Source organism: Aureimonas ureilytica, assembly GCF_001475935.1.
GTDB lineage: Bacteria > Pseudomonadota > Alphaproteobacteria > Rhizobiales > Rhizobiaceae > Aureimonas > Aureimonas ureilytica_A.
Genome location: NZ_LDQA01000021.1, coordinates 168,204 through 184,049 on the forward strand (window position 1 = coordinate 168,204; position 15,846 = coordinate 184,049).

General features: G+C 65.9%; 17 protein-coding genes. 9 read left to right on the forward strand and 8 right to left on the reverse strand.

From position 1 onward, the window contains the following. The first annotated feature begins 280 nt into the window (after nt 1-280). The 5 genes from rpmH to yihA all read left to right on the forward strand — a co-directional run bounded on the left by rpmH (nt 281) and on the right by yihA (nt 4,060). On the forward strand, nt 281-415 hold the full coding sequence (rpmH, locus tag NS365_RS09520; protein ID WP_058600041.1) for a 50S ribosomal protein L34: 135 nt from the start codon (nt 281-283) through the stop codon (nt 413-415). A gap of 43 nt (nt 416-458) precedes the next feature. Further along, nucleotides 459-812: a ribonuclease P protein component gene (gene rnpA / locus NS365_RS09525; protein WP_153003714.1), complete on the forward strand. Its 354-nt coding sequence runs from the start codon at nt 459-461 to the stop codon at nt 810-812. Beyond that, complete coding sequence (gene yidC / locus NS365_RS09530) at nt 812-2,614, forward strand: membrane protein insertase YidC (protein ID WP_058600043.1); 1,803 nt, start codon at nt 812-814, stop codon at nt 2,612-2,614. Before rnpA ends, yidC begins: the two co-directional genes overlap by 1 nt. Nucleotides 2,615-2,744: 130 nt before the next feature. Then, nucleotides 2,745-3,386, forward strand: coding sequence for a CatB-related O-acetyltransferase (locus NS365_RS09535; protein WP_153003715.1), 642 nt, complete (start codon nt 2,745-2,747; stop codon nt 3,384-3,386). Continuing rightward, nucleotides 3,383-4,060: a ribosome biogenesis GTP-binding protein YihA/YsxC gene (yihA, locus tag NS365_RS09540; RefSeq protein ID WP_058600044.1), complete on the forward strand. Its 678-nt coding sequence runs from the start codon at nt 3,383-3,385 to the stop codon at nt 4,058-4,060. The genes NS365_RS09535 and yihA overlap by 4 nt, the downstream gene beginning before the upstream one ends. Nucleotides 4,061-4,063: 3 nt before the next feature. Here the strand turns inward: yihA and NS365_RS09545 are convergent, their stop codons facing one another. Then, on the reverse strand, nt 4,064-4,516 hold the full coding sequence (locus tag NS365_RS09545; protein WP_058600045.1) for an NUDIX domain-containing protein: 453 nt from the start codon (nt 4,514-4,516) through the stop codon (nt 4,064-4,066). A 2-nt stretch (nt 4,517-4,518) separates the two neighbouring features. Continuing rightward, entirely contained in the window at nt 4,519-5,178 is a 660-nt protein-coding gene (locus tag NS365_RS09550) for a TetR/AcrR family transcriptional regulator (protein WP_058600046.1), read from the reverse strand. 135 nt (nt 5,179-5,313) lie between these two features. On the opposite strand from NS365_RS09550, the gene NS365_RS09555 reads away from it, so the two are divergent. Together NS365_RS09555 and NS365_RS09560 are read left to right on the forward strand one after the other, a co-directional pair. Continuing rightward, a complete protein-coding gene (locus NS365_RS09555) occupies nt 5,314-6,540 on the forward strand; it encodes an HlyD family secretion protein (RefSeq protein WP_058600047.1) in 1,227 nt (408 codons plus the stop codon). 177 nt (nt 6,541-6,717) lie between these two features. Next, nucleotides 6,718-8,316, forward strand: a complete 1,599-nt coding sequence (locus NS365_RS09560) for a DHA2 family efflux MFS transporter permease subunit (protein ID WP_058600048.1) — start codon at nt 6,718-6,720, stop codon at nt 8,314-8,316. A gap of 21 nt (nt 8,317-8,337) precedes the next feature. Here the strand turns inward: NS365_RS09560 and NS365_RS09565 are convergent, their stop codons facing one another. From NS365_RS09565 to NS365_RS09585, 5 genes are all read right to left on the reverse strand, one after another. Then, complete coding sequence (locus NS365_RS09565) at nt 8,338-8,781, reverse strand: low molecular weight phosphatase family protein (RefSeq protein WP_058600049.1); 444 nt, start codon at nt 8,779-8,781, stop codon at nt 8,338-8,340. A 55-nt stretch (nt 8,782-8,836) separates the two neighbouring features. Then, a complete protein-coding gene (locus NS365_RS09570) occupies nt 8,837-9,304 on the reverse strand; it encodes a UPF0262 family protein (RefSeq protein ID WP_058600050.1) in 468 nt (155 codons plus the stop codon). An 8-nt stretch (nt 9,305-9,312) separates the two neighbouring features. Then, nucleotides 9,313-10,608 carry a histidinol dehydrogenase gene (gene hisD, locus NS365_RS09575; protein ID WP_058600051.1) on the reverse strand — a complete coding sequence of 432 codons (1,296 nt, stop codon included), beginning with the start codon at nt 10,606-10,608 and terminating at the stop codon, nt 9,313-9,315. Between the two features lie 45 nt (nt 10,609-10,653). Continuing rightward, nucleotides 10,654-11,106 (reverse strand): DUF2948 family protein, encoded by a 453-nt coding sequence (locus tag NS365_RS09580; protein ID WP_058600052.1) that lies wholly within the window; start codon nt 11,104-11,106, stop codon nt 10,654-10,656. Between the two features lie 90 nt (nt 11,107-11,196). Continuing rightward, entirely contained in the window at nt 11,197-12,192 is a 996-nt protein-coding gene (locus tag NS365_RS09585) for a glycosyltransferase family 2 protein (RefSeq protein WP_058600053.1), read from the reverse strand. Between the two features lie 154 nt (nt 12,193-12,346). Here NS365_RS09585 and NS365_RS09590 point away from each other — a divergent pair, with 154 nt between their 5' ends. Continuing rightward, nucleotides 12,347-13,225, forward strand: coding sequence for a DUF6492 family protein (locus NS365_RS09590; protein WP_058600054.1), 879 nt, complete (start codon nt 12,347-12,349; stop codon nt 13,223-13,225). Nucleotides 13,226-13,281: 56 nt separating this feature from the next. Here the strand turns inward: NS365_RS09590 and NS365_RS09595 are convergent, their stop codons facing one another. Then, complete coding sequence (locus tag NS365_RS09595; RefSeq protein WP_058600055.1) at nt 13,282-14,604, reverse strand: lipopolysaccharide biosynthesis protein; 1,323 nt, start codon at nt 14,602-14,604, stop codon at nt 13,282-13,284. Between the two features lie 30 nt (nt 14,605-14,634). Here NS365_RS09595 and NS365_RS09600 point away from each other — a divergent pair, with 30 nt between their 5' ends. Further along, on the forward strand, nt 14,635-15,801 hold the full coding sequence (locus NS365_RS09600) for an endo-1,4-beta-xylanase (RefSeq protein WP_244498409.1): 1,167 nt from the start codon (nt 14,635-14,637) through the stop codon (nt 15,799-15,801). Nucleotides 15,802-15,846 lie beyond the last annotated feature (45 nt).

Below are 15,846 nucleotides of genomic sequence, written 5' to 3' on the forward strand. Positions count from 1 at the left end.
TGGCCGGGCGCGAATGTCACGAAACCGTGCGGAATTGATGATCCCCAGGGATTTCGCGCCGGATCGTCACCGAACTGTCGGCGAGTCTCGCTAACGTTGAACGTTAAAGCGGCGGCGAGAGCCCGGCTGCGGATTGACTTTGCGCCCCATCTGCCGCACAAGGCCGGCCGAAGACCGAATGCTGAGCCGCGAAGGTTTGCCTTTGCCGGCCATCTTGCGCGTTCGACAGATCTTGAACCATTGACGTTGCCAGAGGCCCGCACGGCGCGGGATATTGACGATGAAGCGCACTTACCAACCCTCCAAGCTCGTCCGCAAGCGTCGCCACGGCTTCCGTGCCCGTATGGCGACCGTCGGCGGACGCAATGTGATCGCGGCTCGCCGCGCCCGCGGCCGCAAGCGCCTTTCGGCCTAAGCGGCCGATCAGGCCCGCGAGGGATAGTCCCATCGCCAGCCGTTTGAAGACGCGCGCCGAATTTCTAGCGGTGCGCAAGGGCCGTCGATTGAACGGCCCTTTCTTTTTGATCGAAGCTCTGGACCGGGCCGATGGCGCGCCGCCGCGCTACGGCCTGACCGTGACGCGCAAGGTCGGCAATGCCGTCGAGCGCAACCGGATCCGCCGCCGCCTGCGCGAGGCGATCCGAACCCGTTGCGGGGCTGACATGGCGACGGGCTTCGATTATGTGATCGTCGCCCGCCGCGATCTTCTCTCGCTGCCTTTCGAAACGCTGACCGGCGAATTGTCGCGACGTGTCTCGAAGGTCAAGGCAGCGGAGCGGACGTCGCAAAAGCCCCCTTCGGGAAGTGAATAATGGAAAACAGCCGCAATTTCCTGATCGCCATGGCGCTTTCGATCGCCGTATTGATCGGGTGGCAGTTCTTCGTCATCAGTCCGCGCTCGGAGGCGCAGCGTCAATTGGAGCAGTCGCAGCAGGCGACGCTCCAGACGCCGACGACTCCGGCCGGAACGGCGCAGGACCCTGCCGTCTCACCCGCCGGGCGCGAAAGCGTGGTGCCCACCTCGCAATCGCCCGAGGTGACAGGCCAGACGCGCGACACGGCGCTCGCGGCCAATCCCCGCATTCCGATCGACACGCCCTCCGTTTCGGGCTCGATCAACCTTCAGGGCGCGCGGCTCGATGATCTGCGCCTCAAAGGCTATCACGAGACGGTCAGCGATTCCTCTCCGACCATCGTGCTCCTGTCGCCCGAGACGATCGGCAAGGACGCCTATTTCGCCGAACTCGGCTATACCGGCCAGAACGTCGGCGCCCTTCCGGGGCCGCAGACGCTCTGGACGGCCACGCCCGGCCAGACGCTGACGCCCGCAACGCCGGTCACGCTGACGGCGACCAACGGCCAGGGCCTCACCTTCACGCGCACCATCTCGGTGGACGACAAGTTCATGTTCACCATCGAGGATCGGGTGGCGAACACGAGCGGCGCGCCGGTCGCGGTCTCGTCCTATGGCCGCGTCGTGCGCTTCTCCAAGCCCGAGGTCGCCTCCGCCTATGTCCTGTTCGAAGGGCTGCTTGGCGTCTTCGGCGACGATGGCCTGCACGAGGTGAAGTATCACAACATCGAAGAGGAGAAGGAGGCCAATCCGCCCTCCGCTTCGAACGGCTGGCTCGGCATCACCGACAAATACTGGGCGACGGCGCTGATTCCGCCGCAGAACGACGGCACCTTCCAGCCCCATTTCCGCTATTCGGCCGACGGCCGTTCCTACTACCAGTCCGACTATCTCGAACAGCCGGTGACGATCGAGCCGGGCGCGACGGTCAGCACCTCCTCGCGCGTCTTCGCGGGCGCCAAGGTCGTGGACGTCATCAACGGCTACGAGCACGATCTCGGCATTCGCCAGTTCGGCCAGTTGATCGACTGGGGCTGGTTCTACTTCATCACCAAGCCCATGTTCTGGGCGATCGACCATCTCTACACGCTGACGGGCAATTTCGGCGTCGCGATCCTCCTCATTACCGTCATTCTCAAACTCTTCTTCTTCCCGCTGGCGTCGAAGAGCTACAAGTCGATGGCCAAGATGAAGACCGTGCAGCCCAAGCTCACCGAGCTGCGCGAGAAATATGCCGACGACCGCGCCAAGCAGCAGCAGGAGATGATGCGCATCTACAAGGAGGAGAAGATCAACCCGGCGGCAGGTTGCTGGCCGGTGCTGGTCCAGATCCCCGTGTTCTTCGCGCTCTACAAGGTGCTCTACATCACGATCGAGATGCGGCATGCGCCCTTCTTCGGCTGGATCCACGATCTCGCCGCGCCCGATCCGACGAGCCTGTTCAACCTGTTCGGCCTGATCCCGATCACGCTGCCGCATCTTCTCATGGTCGGCGTCTGGCCGATGCTGATGGGCATCACGATGTTCATCCAGATGCGCCTGAACCCGACGCCGCCGGACCCGGCCCAGCAGATGGTGTTCACCTGGATGCCGGTCATCTTCACCTTCATGATGGCCTCCTTCCCGGCCGGCCTCGTGATCTATTGGACATGGAACAACACGCTCTCGATCACCCAGCAGTCGATCATCATGAAGCGCCACGGCGCGAAGATCGAACTCTGGGACAATCTCTCCGGCATGTTCCGCAAGAAAAAAGCCTAACGAGCACACGAGTGTTCGATTGCTAACGCGAGCCGCCGGTGAGAGCCGGCGGCTTTTCTCTTGAGAGCGCGGGGCCTGATGCATCAGGCCGGATTGGACCCGACGCCCCCGGCCATGATAGGCAGGACCCATGCTGTCCGGTCCCGACCCCCTGGCGATCCATCCCGCGCCCGCGCACCAGCGAATGGTGTTCCTGAAAAACGTGGTTACCGATCCCAAGATCGAGATCGGCGACTACACCTATTACGACGACCCCGAGAACGCGCTGCTCTTTGCCTCGCGCAACGTGCTGCACCATTACGACTTCCTGGGCGACAAGCTGCGCATCGGGCGCTTCTGCGCCATCGCCACCGGCGCGCGCTTCATCATGAACGGCGCGAACCACGCCATGACCGGCTTCTCCACCTATCCGTTCAACATCTTCGGGAATGGATGGGAGGAAGGCTTCGACATCGCCACCATCACCGCCGGCCTGCGCGGCGACACGGTGATCGGCAACGATGTCTGGATCGGCGCGGAAGCGGTGATCATGCCGGGCGTCACGATCGGCGACGGCGCGATCATCGGCGCCTTCAGCGTGGTGACGCGCGATGTCGCGCCCTATGCCATCGTCGCGGGAAATCCGGCGGTGGAGCGCCGCCGTCGCTTCGAGCCCGAACTCGTGGAGCGCCTTCTGCGCGTCGCCTGGTGGAACTGGCCGGTCGAGCGCATCACGAAACATCTGGCAGCCATTCGCGGCGCCGACATCGACGCCCTGGAGCGAGCCGAATGAGCGAGACACACGCAAGCGACACCCCTCAACCGAACGAAGACCAGCGTCTGTTCTTCGCACGCCCCTGGGTCTTCATCCGCGGCGTGCCGGCCATGAAGTTCCTGCCGCCCGAAGGCCCGCCCGAGGTCGCCTTCGCCGGGCGTTCCAATGTCGGCAAGTCGTCGCTGATCAACGGCATCGTCGGCCAGAAGGGCTTGGCGCGCACGTCCAACACGCCGGGCCGCACGCAGGAGCTCAACTATTTCGTGCCGGACGGCTACTCGGGGGAGGGGGCGGACCTGCCGCCCATCGCCATCGTGGACATGCCCGGCTACGGCTATGCCAAGGCGCCCAAGGAACAGGTCGATGCCTGGACCAAGCTCGTCTTCGACTATCTGCGCGGGCGTGCGACGCTGAAGCGTGTCTTCGTGCTGATCGACTCGCGCCATGGCATCAAGAAGAACGATCTCGAAGTCATGTCGCTGCTCGACAAGGCGGCCGTCTCCTATCAGATCGTCCTGACCAAGGCCGACAAGATTTCCGCGCTAGCCCTGCCCAAGCTCGAGGCGGCGACGCGCGAACTGATCCGCAAGCGCCCCGCAGCCTATCCGACGATCATCTCCACTTCGTCGGAAAAGGGCTTCGGCATGGATGACATCCAGGCTGAGATCGCGAATTTCGCGTTGAACGGCTGACCCTTAGCCGAAGGAGTGGTTCATCAGAAACGGCAGGAGCGCGCCTGGAAAGAGCCTGGGCTCGCCGCGCGCCAAAGCCTCGATTTCGAACCAGCGCGCGGTGCAGAGCGTCCCGTCCCCCTCGGGATAGATGACGCCGCCATCGGTCGGAATGTTGCAGTCGAGAAGCCGGATCGGCGCGGCAAACAGGAATTCGTGGCGGGTCTCGCCATCCTTCTCGTAGAGACTCTCAAAAACCGTCCAGTCCCCAGTGATCTCGATGCGGGTATCGAGTTCCTCTCGGAACTCGCGCGCGAGCGCGTCCTCGCGCGTTTCGCCATATTCGATGGAGCCGCCGAGCGGGCGCACGCCGCGCAGGCGCCCCAGATCGTCCGTCACCTCGAAGGCCAGAAGGCGCCCGTCCTGGAAGGCGAGGCCGATCACCTTGGTCTTGATGCGTTTGCGCCGACCCGCCATCCTCAAGCCTCCACGCCGTAGCCGGCCATGAACAGCCGGACGCCGGAGGCGACCACCTGCCGGATTTCGTCCGGCGTCGGGTCGGGCGCTTGGTCGTCGAAGAAGCGCCGGCGCAGAAGGCCGGCAGTGGCGAGCTCTATGAATTGCGCGGCCGCCATGGCGGTATCCTCGATCCGCAGCGTTCCGGCCTCGCAGGCGCGGTCGAGATAGGCGGTCAGCAGGGCATGGCCACGTTGCGGGCCGTGACGGTAGAAATCGCGCCCGAGCTGGGGCATTCGGCTGGCGACGGCGATCACCGTGCGCTTGGCGTGCATGGCCTCCGCGCACAGGACGATCTCGGCGAGCCGCGTGCCGAAGCGCGTCAGCGTGTCGGCCGGATGCTCGGTTTCCACCAGAAGCGCTTCGACTTCCGAGAAATAGCGGTCGCGCTCCTGATCGATCAGAGCGGCGAACAGCTCCTCCTTGGAGCGGAAATAGACGTAGAGCGTCGATTTCGACACGCCCGATTCGCGCGTGACATCGTTCATCGAGGCCGCGTCGAAGCCCATGCGCACGAAGGCGCGGCGCGCGCCTTCGAGGATCTGTCGCCGCTTGGCGGGATCTTCGCCGGCGGGGCAGCGGCCATCAACCGGATGGGACGACGGAGAAGCGGCGAGGCTCATGAGAGCGGTCCTTCGCGGTATTTTAAGCGTGACGGATTATTTTGAAAAGCAACCCGCCTGCCAGCTTGAAATGCCTATGGATCACGGTTATGTCAACGTCGAACCGAACGGTTCGGTTCGATTGGGGTTTCAAAGATGACCAAGTCCGCCACTGACGCGCCCGACGCGACGGAACGCGCCCCGACCGACCGGCCGGCCCGCACCGACGCTCCCAAGCTGGAAATCGTCGGCCGCAAGAATGACGCCGCGCCCGCGCAGGCGGCCGAGGCCAAGCCTGCCGCCGCGCAGCCCAAGAAGAAGGGCGGCCTGAAGAAGCTCATCTTCGGCGCGCTGCTTCTGGGCGCGATCGGCGGCGGCGCCTGGTACGGCCATCAATGGTGGATGAACGGGCGCTTCATGGTGACGACCGACGACGCCTATGTCGGCGCCGACATGGCGATCCTCTCGCCCAAGGTCACCGGCTATATCCAGTCCGTTCCCGTCACCGAGAATCAGAGCGTGAAGGCGGGCGACCCGATCATTGTGATCGATGGCGGGGACTACGCGCTGGCGCTCCGCTCCACTGATGCCAAGATCGCCGCGCAGAACGCCACGATCACGCGCATCAAGGCGCAGCAGGCCGCAGCCGTGCAGCAGGTGGCCGAAGCCGAAGCCAATCGCGAAGCAGCCATCGCGGCGGTCAATCAGTCCGATCTCGACCTGCGCCGCGCCAGCGATCTGGTGCGCTCTGGCACCTCGGCCCAGGCCCCGCTCGATCAGGCCCGCTCGGCCAAGGCGCAGGCTGACGCCAAGCTTGCCGGCGCGGACGCCTCGCTCTCGGCCGCCAAGGCCAATGTCGCGGTGTTCGACGCGCAGATCACCGAGGCGGAAGCCGCGCTGCCGAGCCTTCAGGTGGCGCATGATCAGGCCGAGCGCGATCTGTCCTTCACGACGATCCGCGCGCCCTATGACGGCGTCGTCGGCAATCTTTCGGCCCAGCCGGGCGATCTCGTGTCGCCGGGGCGTCGTCTGGCGGCCATCGTCCCGCTCGATCAGGTCTATGTGGACGCGAACTTCAAGGAAACGCAGCTCCACCAGATCGCGCTCGGCGAAAAGGTGCGCATCGAAGTCGACGCCATGCCGGGCGTCGAGGTCGAAGGCAAGGTCGTCTCGCTTTCGCCCGCCTCCGGTTCGGTCTTCTCGCTGCTACCGGCGGACAACGCGACGGGCAACTTCACCAAGATCGTGCAGCGCGTTCCCGTGCGCATCGAGATCGACCGCGCGGACGAGCAGGCGAGCCTCCTGCGCCCCGGCCTGTCGGTGACGGTCGCCGTCGATACGCGCACCGCGCCGGGCGCGGTCAAGAGCGCCGAGGCGAAGTAAAGCGGTGGGAGGGGCGGGGAGACTCGCCTCCGGCCCCCATAATGCGATGCCCTTGCCTGTGGAAGCCGATGCGCTCCCACGGGCACCATGCCCTTGTCTCCGCCGCCGCGCCCCTTCGCGCGCCGACGCCTGTTCGTTTCCGTGGCCGGGCGAGATGCTCGGCGGGAGCCAAGCCCCATGTCCTCCGTCACAGCCGATTCCAAACTGCCTGCCCGCCCCGCCGCGCCGACATCGGGCGGCGGCGACACGATCCCCATGCGCCGAATGCTGGCTTTCATGGCCATGGTCTTCGGCATGTTCATGGCGATCCTCGACATTCAGATCGTCTCGGCTTCGCTTGCGGAAATTCAGGCCGGCCTATCCGCCTCGACCGACGAGATCGCCTGGGTGCAGACGGCCTATCTGATCGCCGAAGTGGTGATGATCCCGCTATCGGGCTTTCTCGCCCGCATGATGTCGACGCGCATCCTCTTCACGCTGGCGGCGGCGGGCTTCACGCTGTCCTCGGCGCTCTGCGCGACGGCCACCAATATCGATCAGATGATCTTCTACCGCGCCATCCAGGGCTTCATCGGCGGCGGCATGATCCCGAGCGTCTTCGCGGCCGCCTTCACCATCTTCCCCCCCTCCAAGCGCGCCGTCGTCTCGCCCATGATCGGCCTCGTGGCGACGCTGGCTCCCACCATCGGCCCGACGGTCGGCGGCTATCTCAGCCACGCCCTGTCCTGGCACTGGCTGTTTCTCGTCAACGTGCCCTTCGGCATCCTCGTGACACTGGCGGTCTGGAACCTCGTGGATTTCGACAAGCCGGAATGGTCGCTCTTTTCCAAGTTCGACTGGTTCGGCCTGCTCGGCATGGCGGCCTTTCTCGGCTCGCTCGAATATGTGCTGGAAGAAGGCCCGCTGGACGACTGGTTCGAAAGCAAGACCATCGTCGTCATGAGCGTGATCCTCGTGGTTGGCGCGGGGCTGTTTCTCTACCGCGCCTTCACCGCCAAGGAGCCGATCGTCGATCTCACGGCCTTCACCAACCGTAACTTCGCCTTCGGCTCGCTCTTCTCCTTCATCATGGGCGTCGGGCTCTATGGCCTGACCTATCTCTACCCGGTCTATCTCGGCCGCATTCGGGGCTATGATTCGCTGATGATCGGCGAGACCATGTTCGTCTCGGGTCTGGCGATGTTCTTCACCGCGCCGCTCTCGGGCAAACTCTCCTCCAAGCTCGATCCGCGCGTCATGATGGCCATGGGCTTCTCGGCCTTCGGCCTCGGCACCTGGCTGATGAGCGGGCTGACGCATGACTGGGATTTCTACGAGCTTCTGATCCCGCAATTGCTGCGCGGCTTCGGGCTGATGATGGCCATGGTGCCGATCAACAATATCGCGCTCGGAACCCTGCCGCCGCAGAAGATGAAGGGCGCGTCCGGCCTCTACAATCTGACGCGCAATCTCGGTGGCGCGGTGGGTCTTGCCATCATCAACACGATGATCAACGACCGCACGGTCCTGCACTATGATCGCTTGGCCGAGCGCGTGCGCTGGGGCAGCCAGATCGCCGAAGACCGGCTGAACGACATGGCCTCCAGCTTCAACGCGGCCGGTCTCGACGGGGCCAATGTCGCGCTCAAGCAGATGAGCGGCCTCATTCACCGCGAGGCGAGCGTCATGGCCTTTTCGGACGTGTTCGTGATGCTGACGGGGTTGTTCGTTGCGCTCTGCTTTCTGACGGTCATGATCCGCCGTCCCTCCGCCAGCGTGAAGGTGGACGCGCACTGACGATCAGAGACCGGGGCTGCCTCAGCCCCGGTCTCGCAGTTCCGTCAGCTTGGTCTGGATGCGTCGGAAGACGTCGCGATAGGCGTCGAGAATCTGTCCCCGGCTGCCGTTGACGATGGACGGGTCGGGCATCGGCCAGAATTCCACGGCCGTGGCATCCGCCCCGGTCGCGCTCATGGCGGCGTGATGGGCCTCGGGCGAGAGGGTGATCACGAGGTCGAAATAGCCGTCCCCCAGATCCTCCCATTTCTGCGGCTTGCGGTCGCCGAGCGACAGGCCCTGCTCGGCCAGGATCACATCCACGAACGGATCGCGCTCCCCGTCCTTCACGCCGACCGAGGCGATATAGATGGAGGGCGGCAGGACGGATCGGGCAATGGCTTCGGCCATGGGCGAGCGGATCGAGTTCGCGCCGCAGACGAAGAGGATGGAATCGACCTTGCGAGCGGGGGAGGGAGCGCTCATGCGGTGTATGCCTCCCGGTGTGTGATGGTCTCGGCGTTCAACCCGCTGGCCTCCCTCACGTGCGCCGATGCAGAACGCAGATCAGCGTGAAGAGACGCCGCGCCGTGTCCTTGTCCAGTTCGATCTTGCCCTTCAGCCGCTCGCGCAGGAGGTCCGATCCGTCATTGTGTATGCCCCGCCGACCCATGTCGATCGCCTCGATCTGCGAGGGCGTCGCCGTGCGGATCGCCTCGTGATAGCTGTCGCAGATCAGGAAATAGTCCCGGATGACGCGACGGAAGGGTGTCAGCGAGAGAATGTGAACGGCCAATGGCTGGCCGCCCTCGTCCGTGACGTCGAAGACGAGGCGGCGGTCGGCCAGCGCGAGCTTCAGCCGAAAGCGTCCGCCGGGATGACCTTCGAGGTCGAAGAGGTTCTCCTCGATCAGGTCCACGATCGCGACGGCGCGATCATGCTCCACATCGGGCGCCGCGCGCCCGATCGATTCATCGAGGTCGATCGAAACCAGGCGTCCGCGCTCCATGAGGTCCTCTAGAGATTGAGCCGGATGGCGACGGATCGCCCATGCGCGTCGAGTCCTTCGACGCGGGCAAGTTCGATGGCCGAGGGGCCGAGTTCGCGCAGCGCCTCGGCCGAAAGCTTGAGGATCGAGGTGCGCTTCACGAAATCGAGCACCGAAAGGCCGGAGGAGAAGCGCGCCGAGCGCGCCGTCGGCAGAACATGGTTCGATCCGCCGACATAATCACCGATGACTTCGGGCGTGTGGCGGCCGAGGAACACGGCGCCGGCATTGCGGATGCGGGCAAACAGCGCGTCCGGGTCGTCGGTTGCGATTTCCAGATGCTCGGCGGCGATGCGGTCGGCAAGGGGTGGGGCGTCGCGCAGAAGATCGCTCACCACGATCACCGCGCCGAACTCGGCCCAGCTCGCGCTGGCGGTTTCGGAGCGCGAGAGCGTTTGAAGCTGGCGCTCCACGGCTGCTTCCACGCGGGCGGCGAGGTCTTCGCTATCGGTGAGCAGGATCGACTGCGCCGCCCGGTCGTGCTCGGCCTGGGCCAGAAGATCGGCGGCCAGCCAGTCCGGGTCGTTGTCGGCATCGGCGATCACGAGCACTTCGGATGGACCGGCGATCATGTCGATGCCGACCGTGCCGAAGACCTGCCGCTTGGCGCTTGCCACATAGGCATTGCCAGGGCCGACGATCTTCGCGACGGGGGCGATGCTTTCCGTGCCATAGGCGAGCGCCGCGACGGCCTGTGCCCCGCCGACGCGGTAGATCTCGGACACGCCCGCGATGCGCGCGGCGGCCAGCACCAGCGGGTTGAGCGCGCCGCGCATGGCCGGCACGACCATGGCGATGCGCTCGACGCCCGCCACCTTGGCCGGCACGGCGTTCATCAGGACGGAAGAGGGATAGCTCGCCGCCCCACCCGGCACATAAAGGCCGACCGATTCCACCGCCGTCCAGCGCGAGCCGAGCTCGGCACCGATTGCGTCCATATAGCGGTCGTCTTTCGGCATCTGCCGGATATGGTGGCTTTCGATGCGGCGATGGGCGAGGTCTAGGGCGGCGCGCGTTTTTGGCGGCGTCGCCTCCAGCGCGGCCTCGATTTCGGCCTCCGGCACGCGCAGCGTCTCGGGCGTCAGTTCCAGATGGTCGAAGCGCGCGGTCAGCTCGATCAGCGCCGCGTCGCCGCGCTGGCGCACGTCCGACACGATCTCGCGCACGGTGGCTTCGACATCCACCGAAGCCTCGCGCTTGGCGGCCAGAAGCGCGCGGAAACGCTGTTCGAAATCCGGTTCGCTGATATGGAGCCGTTGCGGCACGTCAGGCCCTCTTTCCCGGCGCGCCGTCCGCTCCCGTCGCCCGTGTCAACCCTTGTCGTGGTCGGGCCGCGACGGGGTGCTCCAGGCGGCGCCGAGATCGGTCAGCTGCGCTTCGATACATTCGACATCGAGCCTTATCGCGGCACCGCCCGCGAACACAAGGTCGATCGTGCCCGAAGGGTCGTCCGTCACGCTCCAACGAATGGCGAGAAGCGCCAGCACGGCGTCCTCATCGGCCTGTGCGAAGCCGCTGCGCTTGACCGATGTCACGCGGTCGAAATGCAGGACACTGCGCCGACGCTCGTATTCCCCTTGCCGGCGAAACAGGCCGCGACGGGGCGGCGCCTTTTCCCAGACGAAGCGGTTCATCGGCAGGGTGAACTGCCGGCGCGCGCCCGAGAAGCTGATGTCGCCAAGCCGAATCACGGCGTCCTGCACATGGGCCGACACGATGTCGAGATCGCCCCGATCGAGCGCCATCAATCGAAGAAGGTCCATTGCGACTGCTGCTCCTCATTGCTCTGCCGCATAGGAGCTAGGGCATTGCGCGGAAAAGTGCGACGGCCGAGACTGAAATCCGGGGCGGTTTCAGTTGCTTTCGGGCTTTCGATATTGCTCCCCGACCCGGCCGAATTCGCCCTGAAGCCGGCCGAGCGCGATCTGAATGTGGTAGAGGCCGATCAGGAGCGAGCGCGAACGTAGCGCCAGCGCCACCGAGCGCGGCGGGGCGGCGAGCGCGAGGGCCAGGCTCTTGGCGAGCGTTCGCGCGCGCCCGTCGCGCCCACGCTGCACCAGCGTCGAGAGCGCGCCGTTGCGCAGCGAGCGAGCGTTGATCCAGGAAAACTCCGTGCGCCGCTTCGGAACGACCTCCCGCACCGCCGCCTCGCGGCACCAGCCGAAGCGAAAGCCCGCCTCCCGGCAGCGCGAGAAGAGATCGGCGTCGCCGCCGCCCGTGAAGTTGAAGCGCGGGTCGAACAGGGGTTCGCGCATGCGATCCAGAACGGCCGCGCGAATCGCGACATTGCCCGACGACACCAGCGTCGGCACCGGCCCGCTCGCATCGAAGGGCGGGCGAAACACGGGATGCGCGGCCAGCCCCTGCTTGGCGGCATCCTCGAACACGGGAATCTGCGGCGCGCCGGTGACATTGACATCCAGGCGATCCAGCGCCGCCAGATGGGCCTCGATCCAGTCCTGCGCGGCTTCCTCGTCATCGTCGATGATCAGTGCCACCTGAAGCGCGGGATAGAAGCGCCGCGCGGCGGCAAAGCCGGCATTATAGGCCGAGCAATTGCCGCGCTCATGCGCCACCACGACGAGGCCCGTCAGCGATCCGCTTTCGAACAGCGGGCGCGCCGCCTCCAGCCCTTCGCGCCCTTCGGAATCGTTTTCCACGAGCACGATCGCGAAAGGGCGGTGCGTGGTCTGCGCTTGGAGCGACGCCAGCGTGCGCAGCACGAGATCGGGCCGACGGAAGGTCGGCACCACGACCACGATCTCCCGCTCCGCCCCATGATTCGGCGACAGGGCTTCGACCGTGACGGCGGTTGGCAGGCGATCGAGGGGCAGGGGCGTGGGTTCCATGGGGGAAACTTGCCGCAAATCGATGAATGATCCTTCAAGAGCTTCCCCCGCGTCATCACCCAATTGACGGATCGCTCCCACTGCCATGATAGATGTCACCTTGAAACGATCGGCTGAGGCCTGTCGGTAGGGGAGCCCAGGCGCGGACAGATCGATGCCCTTTTCCATCGCGCTCGTGACATCATCCTATCGCGGCGATCTGGAACGCTGTCGCCTCCTGTGCGACAGCGTGGACCGCTTCGTGACCGGCCATGCCATCCACTACATTCTGGTCGAGGCCGCCGATCTCGCCGCCTTTCGCGTCTTCGAGGGGCCCAACCGCAGGGTCGTGTGCGAGCGGGATATCCTGCCCGTCTGGCTTCGCCCGATCCCCGATCCGCTCGATCGACGTCGACGGCTCTGGTTGTCTCCCTTCGGCCTCCCGCTGCGCGGCTGGCATGTGCAGCAGCTTCGGCGCATTGCCATGGGCGCGGCCATGGCGGAAGACGTGCTGGTGTCCCTGGATTCCGATGTCGTGTTCGTGCGCCCCTTCGATGTCGGCCATTTCCGACAGGGCGAGGCGGTGCGCTTCTACCGCCGCGCCGAGGGCTTGGCGGCGGTCGAGCCCGCGCGCCGTGCCGAGCATGAGCGGTGGGCACGGCGAGCGGCTCGGCTTCTGGGCCTCGCGCGCGAGCCCGTTCCAGCTGCGACCTACATCACCACGCTGATCGCCTGGCGTCGCGATACGGTTCGGGACATGCTGGCGCGCATCGCCCGCACGACGCATCGCCCGGCCATGATGGCGCTGGTCAGTTCACGCGCCCTGTCGGAATGCACGATTTATGGCCGCTTCGTGGACGAGGCGGAGGAGCGGCCGGAGCGCCATGTGGCGACCGACGAGCGGCTCTGCGCGGTTTACTGGGACGGGCCGCCGCTGGATGAGGCAGGCCTCGAACGCTTTCTGACCGGACTTTCGCCCGAGCAGGTGGCGCTGGGACTTCAGTCCTTTACCGGCACGGACCCCGCCATCATCCGGCGCGTCGTCGGCATCTAAGAGCTCGTCCGAAAAGCCCGCCGGGTACTTTCCAGACGGGCTCTGAGATCGCACGCTCAGGCCGCCGCGATGTCGGGCGCGCCGGACGGGCCGTCGCGCGGCAAGCGGCTGCGCCAGTCGAGCGCGATATAGGTGGCCCCGGCCGAAGCGATCCAGAGCGCGGCGAAGACACCGTTCAGCCCGAGGATCCACTGATCGTCCGGCGTGGTGGCCGCCCCTTGCAGGAGCAGCGTCAGGAAGCCTGCCTTGAGAAGACCCAGAAGCGCCAGGATCGCCGCGCGCATGCCCGTGCGCCCCCGCGCGTAGAGCAACTCGCTTTGATATTCGACGAGGTTGCGGAAGGCCGGCACGAGAAGCACCAGAAGCACGAGCGGCGCGGCGTCGGCGACATTGCGCCCGAGCAGCGTCGGCGCGACCGCAAGGATCAGCCCGAGCACCCCCATTCCGGCGACCGACACCAGCGCGATGCCGCCCTCCGTCATCCAGCGTCGCCGCCAGGACTGCAGAAGCCCCGGTGTGCGGATCAGCTTCTGCACGATCATCATGTTGAAGGAGCGCACCGGCAGCGCCGTCAGGTCGATGAGGCGCATCAGCATGGCATAGATGCCGGCGATCGCCGGCCCGCCGAGCGACAACACCAGAAGCTTGTCCATCTCGGATTGGAGATAGAACAGGATCTCCGCGCCCGCGACGGCGAGACTGTCGCCGAGGCGGCGCAGGTAAAGGGCCGGACGCCAGCGAAGCCGCTGGCGCGGATAGAAGAGCACGATTCCGAGCAGCGCCGACCCGGCATTGGCTGCGAAGTAGAAGACGCTCCACGACAGGAGATCGGTCTGGGCAAGGCCGGCATGAGCGAACAGAAGGGCGGCGAGCGCCTTGGCGGCCGAGCCGACGATCACCAGCACCGAGGCGCGCCCGAAGCGCCCCATGCCGTTGTTGACGATGCACACGACCTCCAGCGAGCGCCAGCCGATGATTTCGGCCGCGACCACCAGCGCGAAGGGGAGAAGGCCCATGTCGCCTTCGAAGACGAGCCCGTAAAAGCCGAGCGCCACCAAGGCCACCACGGGCATGGAGGCGAGAAGCGCCGCCAGATAGCCCGCCGTATAGGCGCCGATGAGGTGCGGCTTGCGCGTGGCCGCGCGGTAGAGCGGCGACACGAAGCCGAAGCCGGCAATGCGCGACAGGACGATGCCCGTGCCCGACGCCGTGGCGAAAAGGCCGAAGCCGGCAATGCTCAATGCATTCGCAACGGCTGTGAAATACAAGAGAGACAGGACCAGCCGCCCCGCCGAGCCGCCGATCAGCTTGGTATAATCGCGCAGAAGGTGAAGATTGGCATGACCCATCCGAGCCAGGCCACGGATCGCTCCGCGCATTCCGTCTCTCCCTTCCATCCGATAGAGCGCATGACCGACGAGACCAGCCAAGCCGCCGTCCATCATCGCGCCGATGCGCCTCTGCACTCGATCCCACGAGGCCCGAACGCGATCCCCCGCCAGCTTAGCACCGCGCCCTTAACGCGCCGTTCGCTTCTGGTGGGAGGCGCGGCGGGGATGGCCTGCGCCATGGGGCTGGGCGCGAACCCCGCCCGTGCCCTTGCGCCGCGCGTGCCCTTCGGCGCGGCGGTGCAGGTGGATCATTTCGAGGCGGATGCGGACTATCGCGCGCTGATCGAGCGCGAATGCGATCTCCTCATGCCGTCCAACGAGCTGAAATTCGGCCTGCTCCGCCCGACGCGCCCGGAATTCTGGTTCGACCCGGCCGACCGGATGGTGAACTGGGCGCGTTCGCGGGGCATGATGTCGCGCGGCCATGCCTTCGTCTGGTGGTCCACCAACCCGCCCTGGCTGGAGGCGATCCGCGACCCGGCCGATGCCGAGCGGGTGCTGGTGGAGCATATCGAGCGCGTGGCCGAGCATTACCGGGGCCGGCTCGGCAGCTGGGACGTGGTGAACGAGGTGATCGCCAACGACCCGCGCGAGCCCGGCGGCCCCTTGCGCGACACATGGTGGCGGCGCCGGCTCGGGGCGCGCCACATTTCTCTCGCCTTCCGAACCGCCATGCGGGCGGACCCCAGCGCCAAGCTCGTCATCAACGATTACGATCTGGAATTCGAAGGACCGCGCTACGACGCGCGCCGCGCCGAGATCCTCCATCTCGTGCGCCAGTTGCAGGACGAGGGACTGCGGGTCGATATGGTCGGCCTTCAGGCGCATCTCTACAGCCATATCAAAGTGGACCGCGAGGCGCTGGCGCGCTTCGGGCGCGACTTGAAGGCGCTGGGCGTCGGCCTGCTCGCAAGCGAGCTGGATGTGATCGACTTTCAGGTTCGGGGCGACGCCGACGCCATCGACGCGGCGGCCGAGCGCAGCGTCAGCGACTTTCTGGACGGGCTGTTCGCCGGTCAGCGCCCTTATGCCGTGATCACCTGGGGCATCAGCGATCGCTACACCTGGGTGCCGGACGCCATGCCGCGCTCCGACGGCCAGCCGAACCGGCCCCTGCCGTTCGACGCGGCGCTTCGGCCCAAGCCCTGGTATGTGACGCTACGTCAGAAACTTGCGACGGGCTGACCGTTCCGTAACGATTGGAAGGCGCGTTAAGGATTTGTTTGCCAT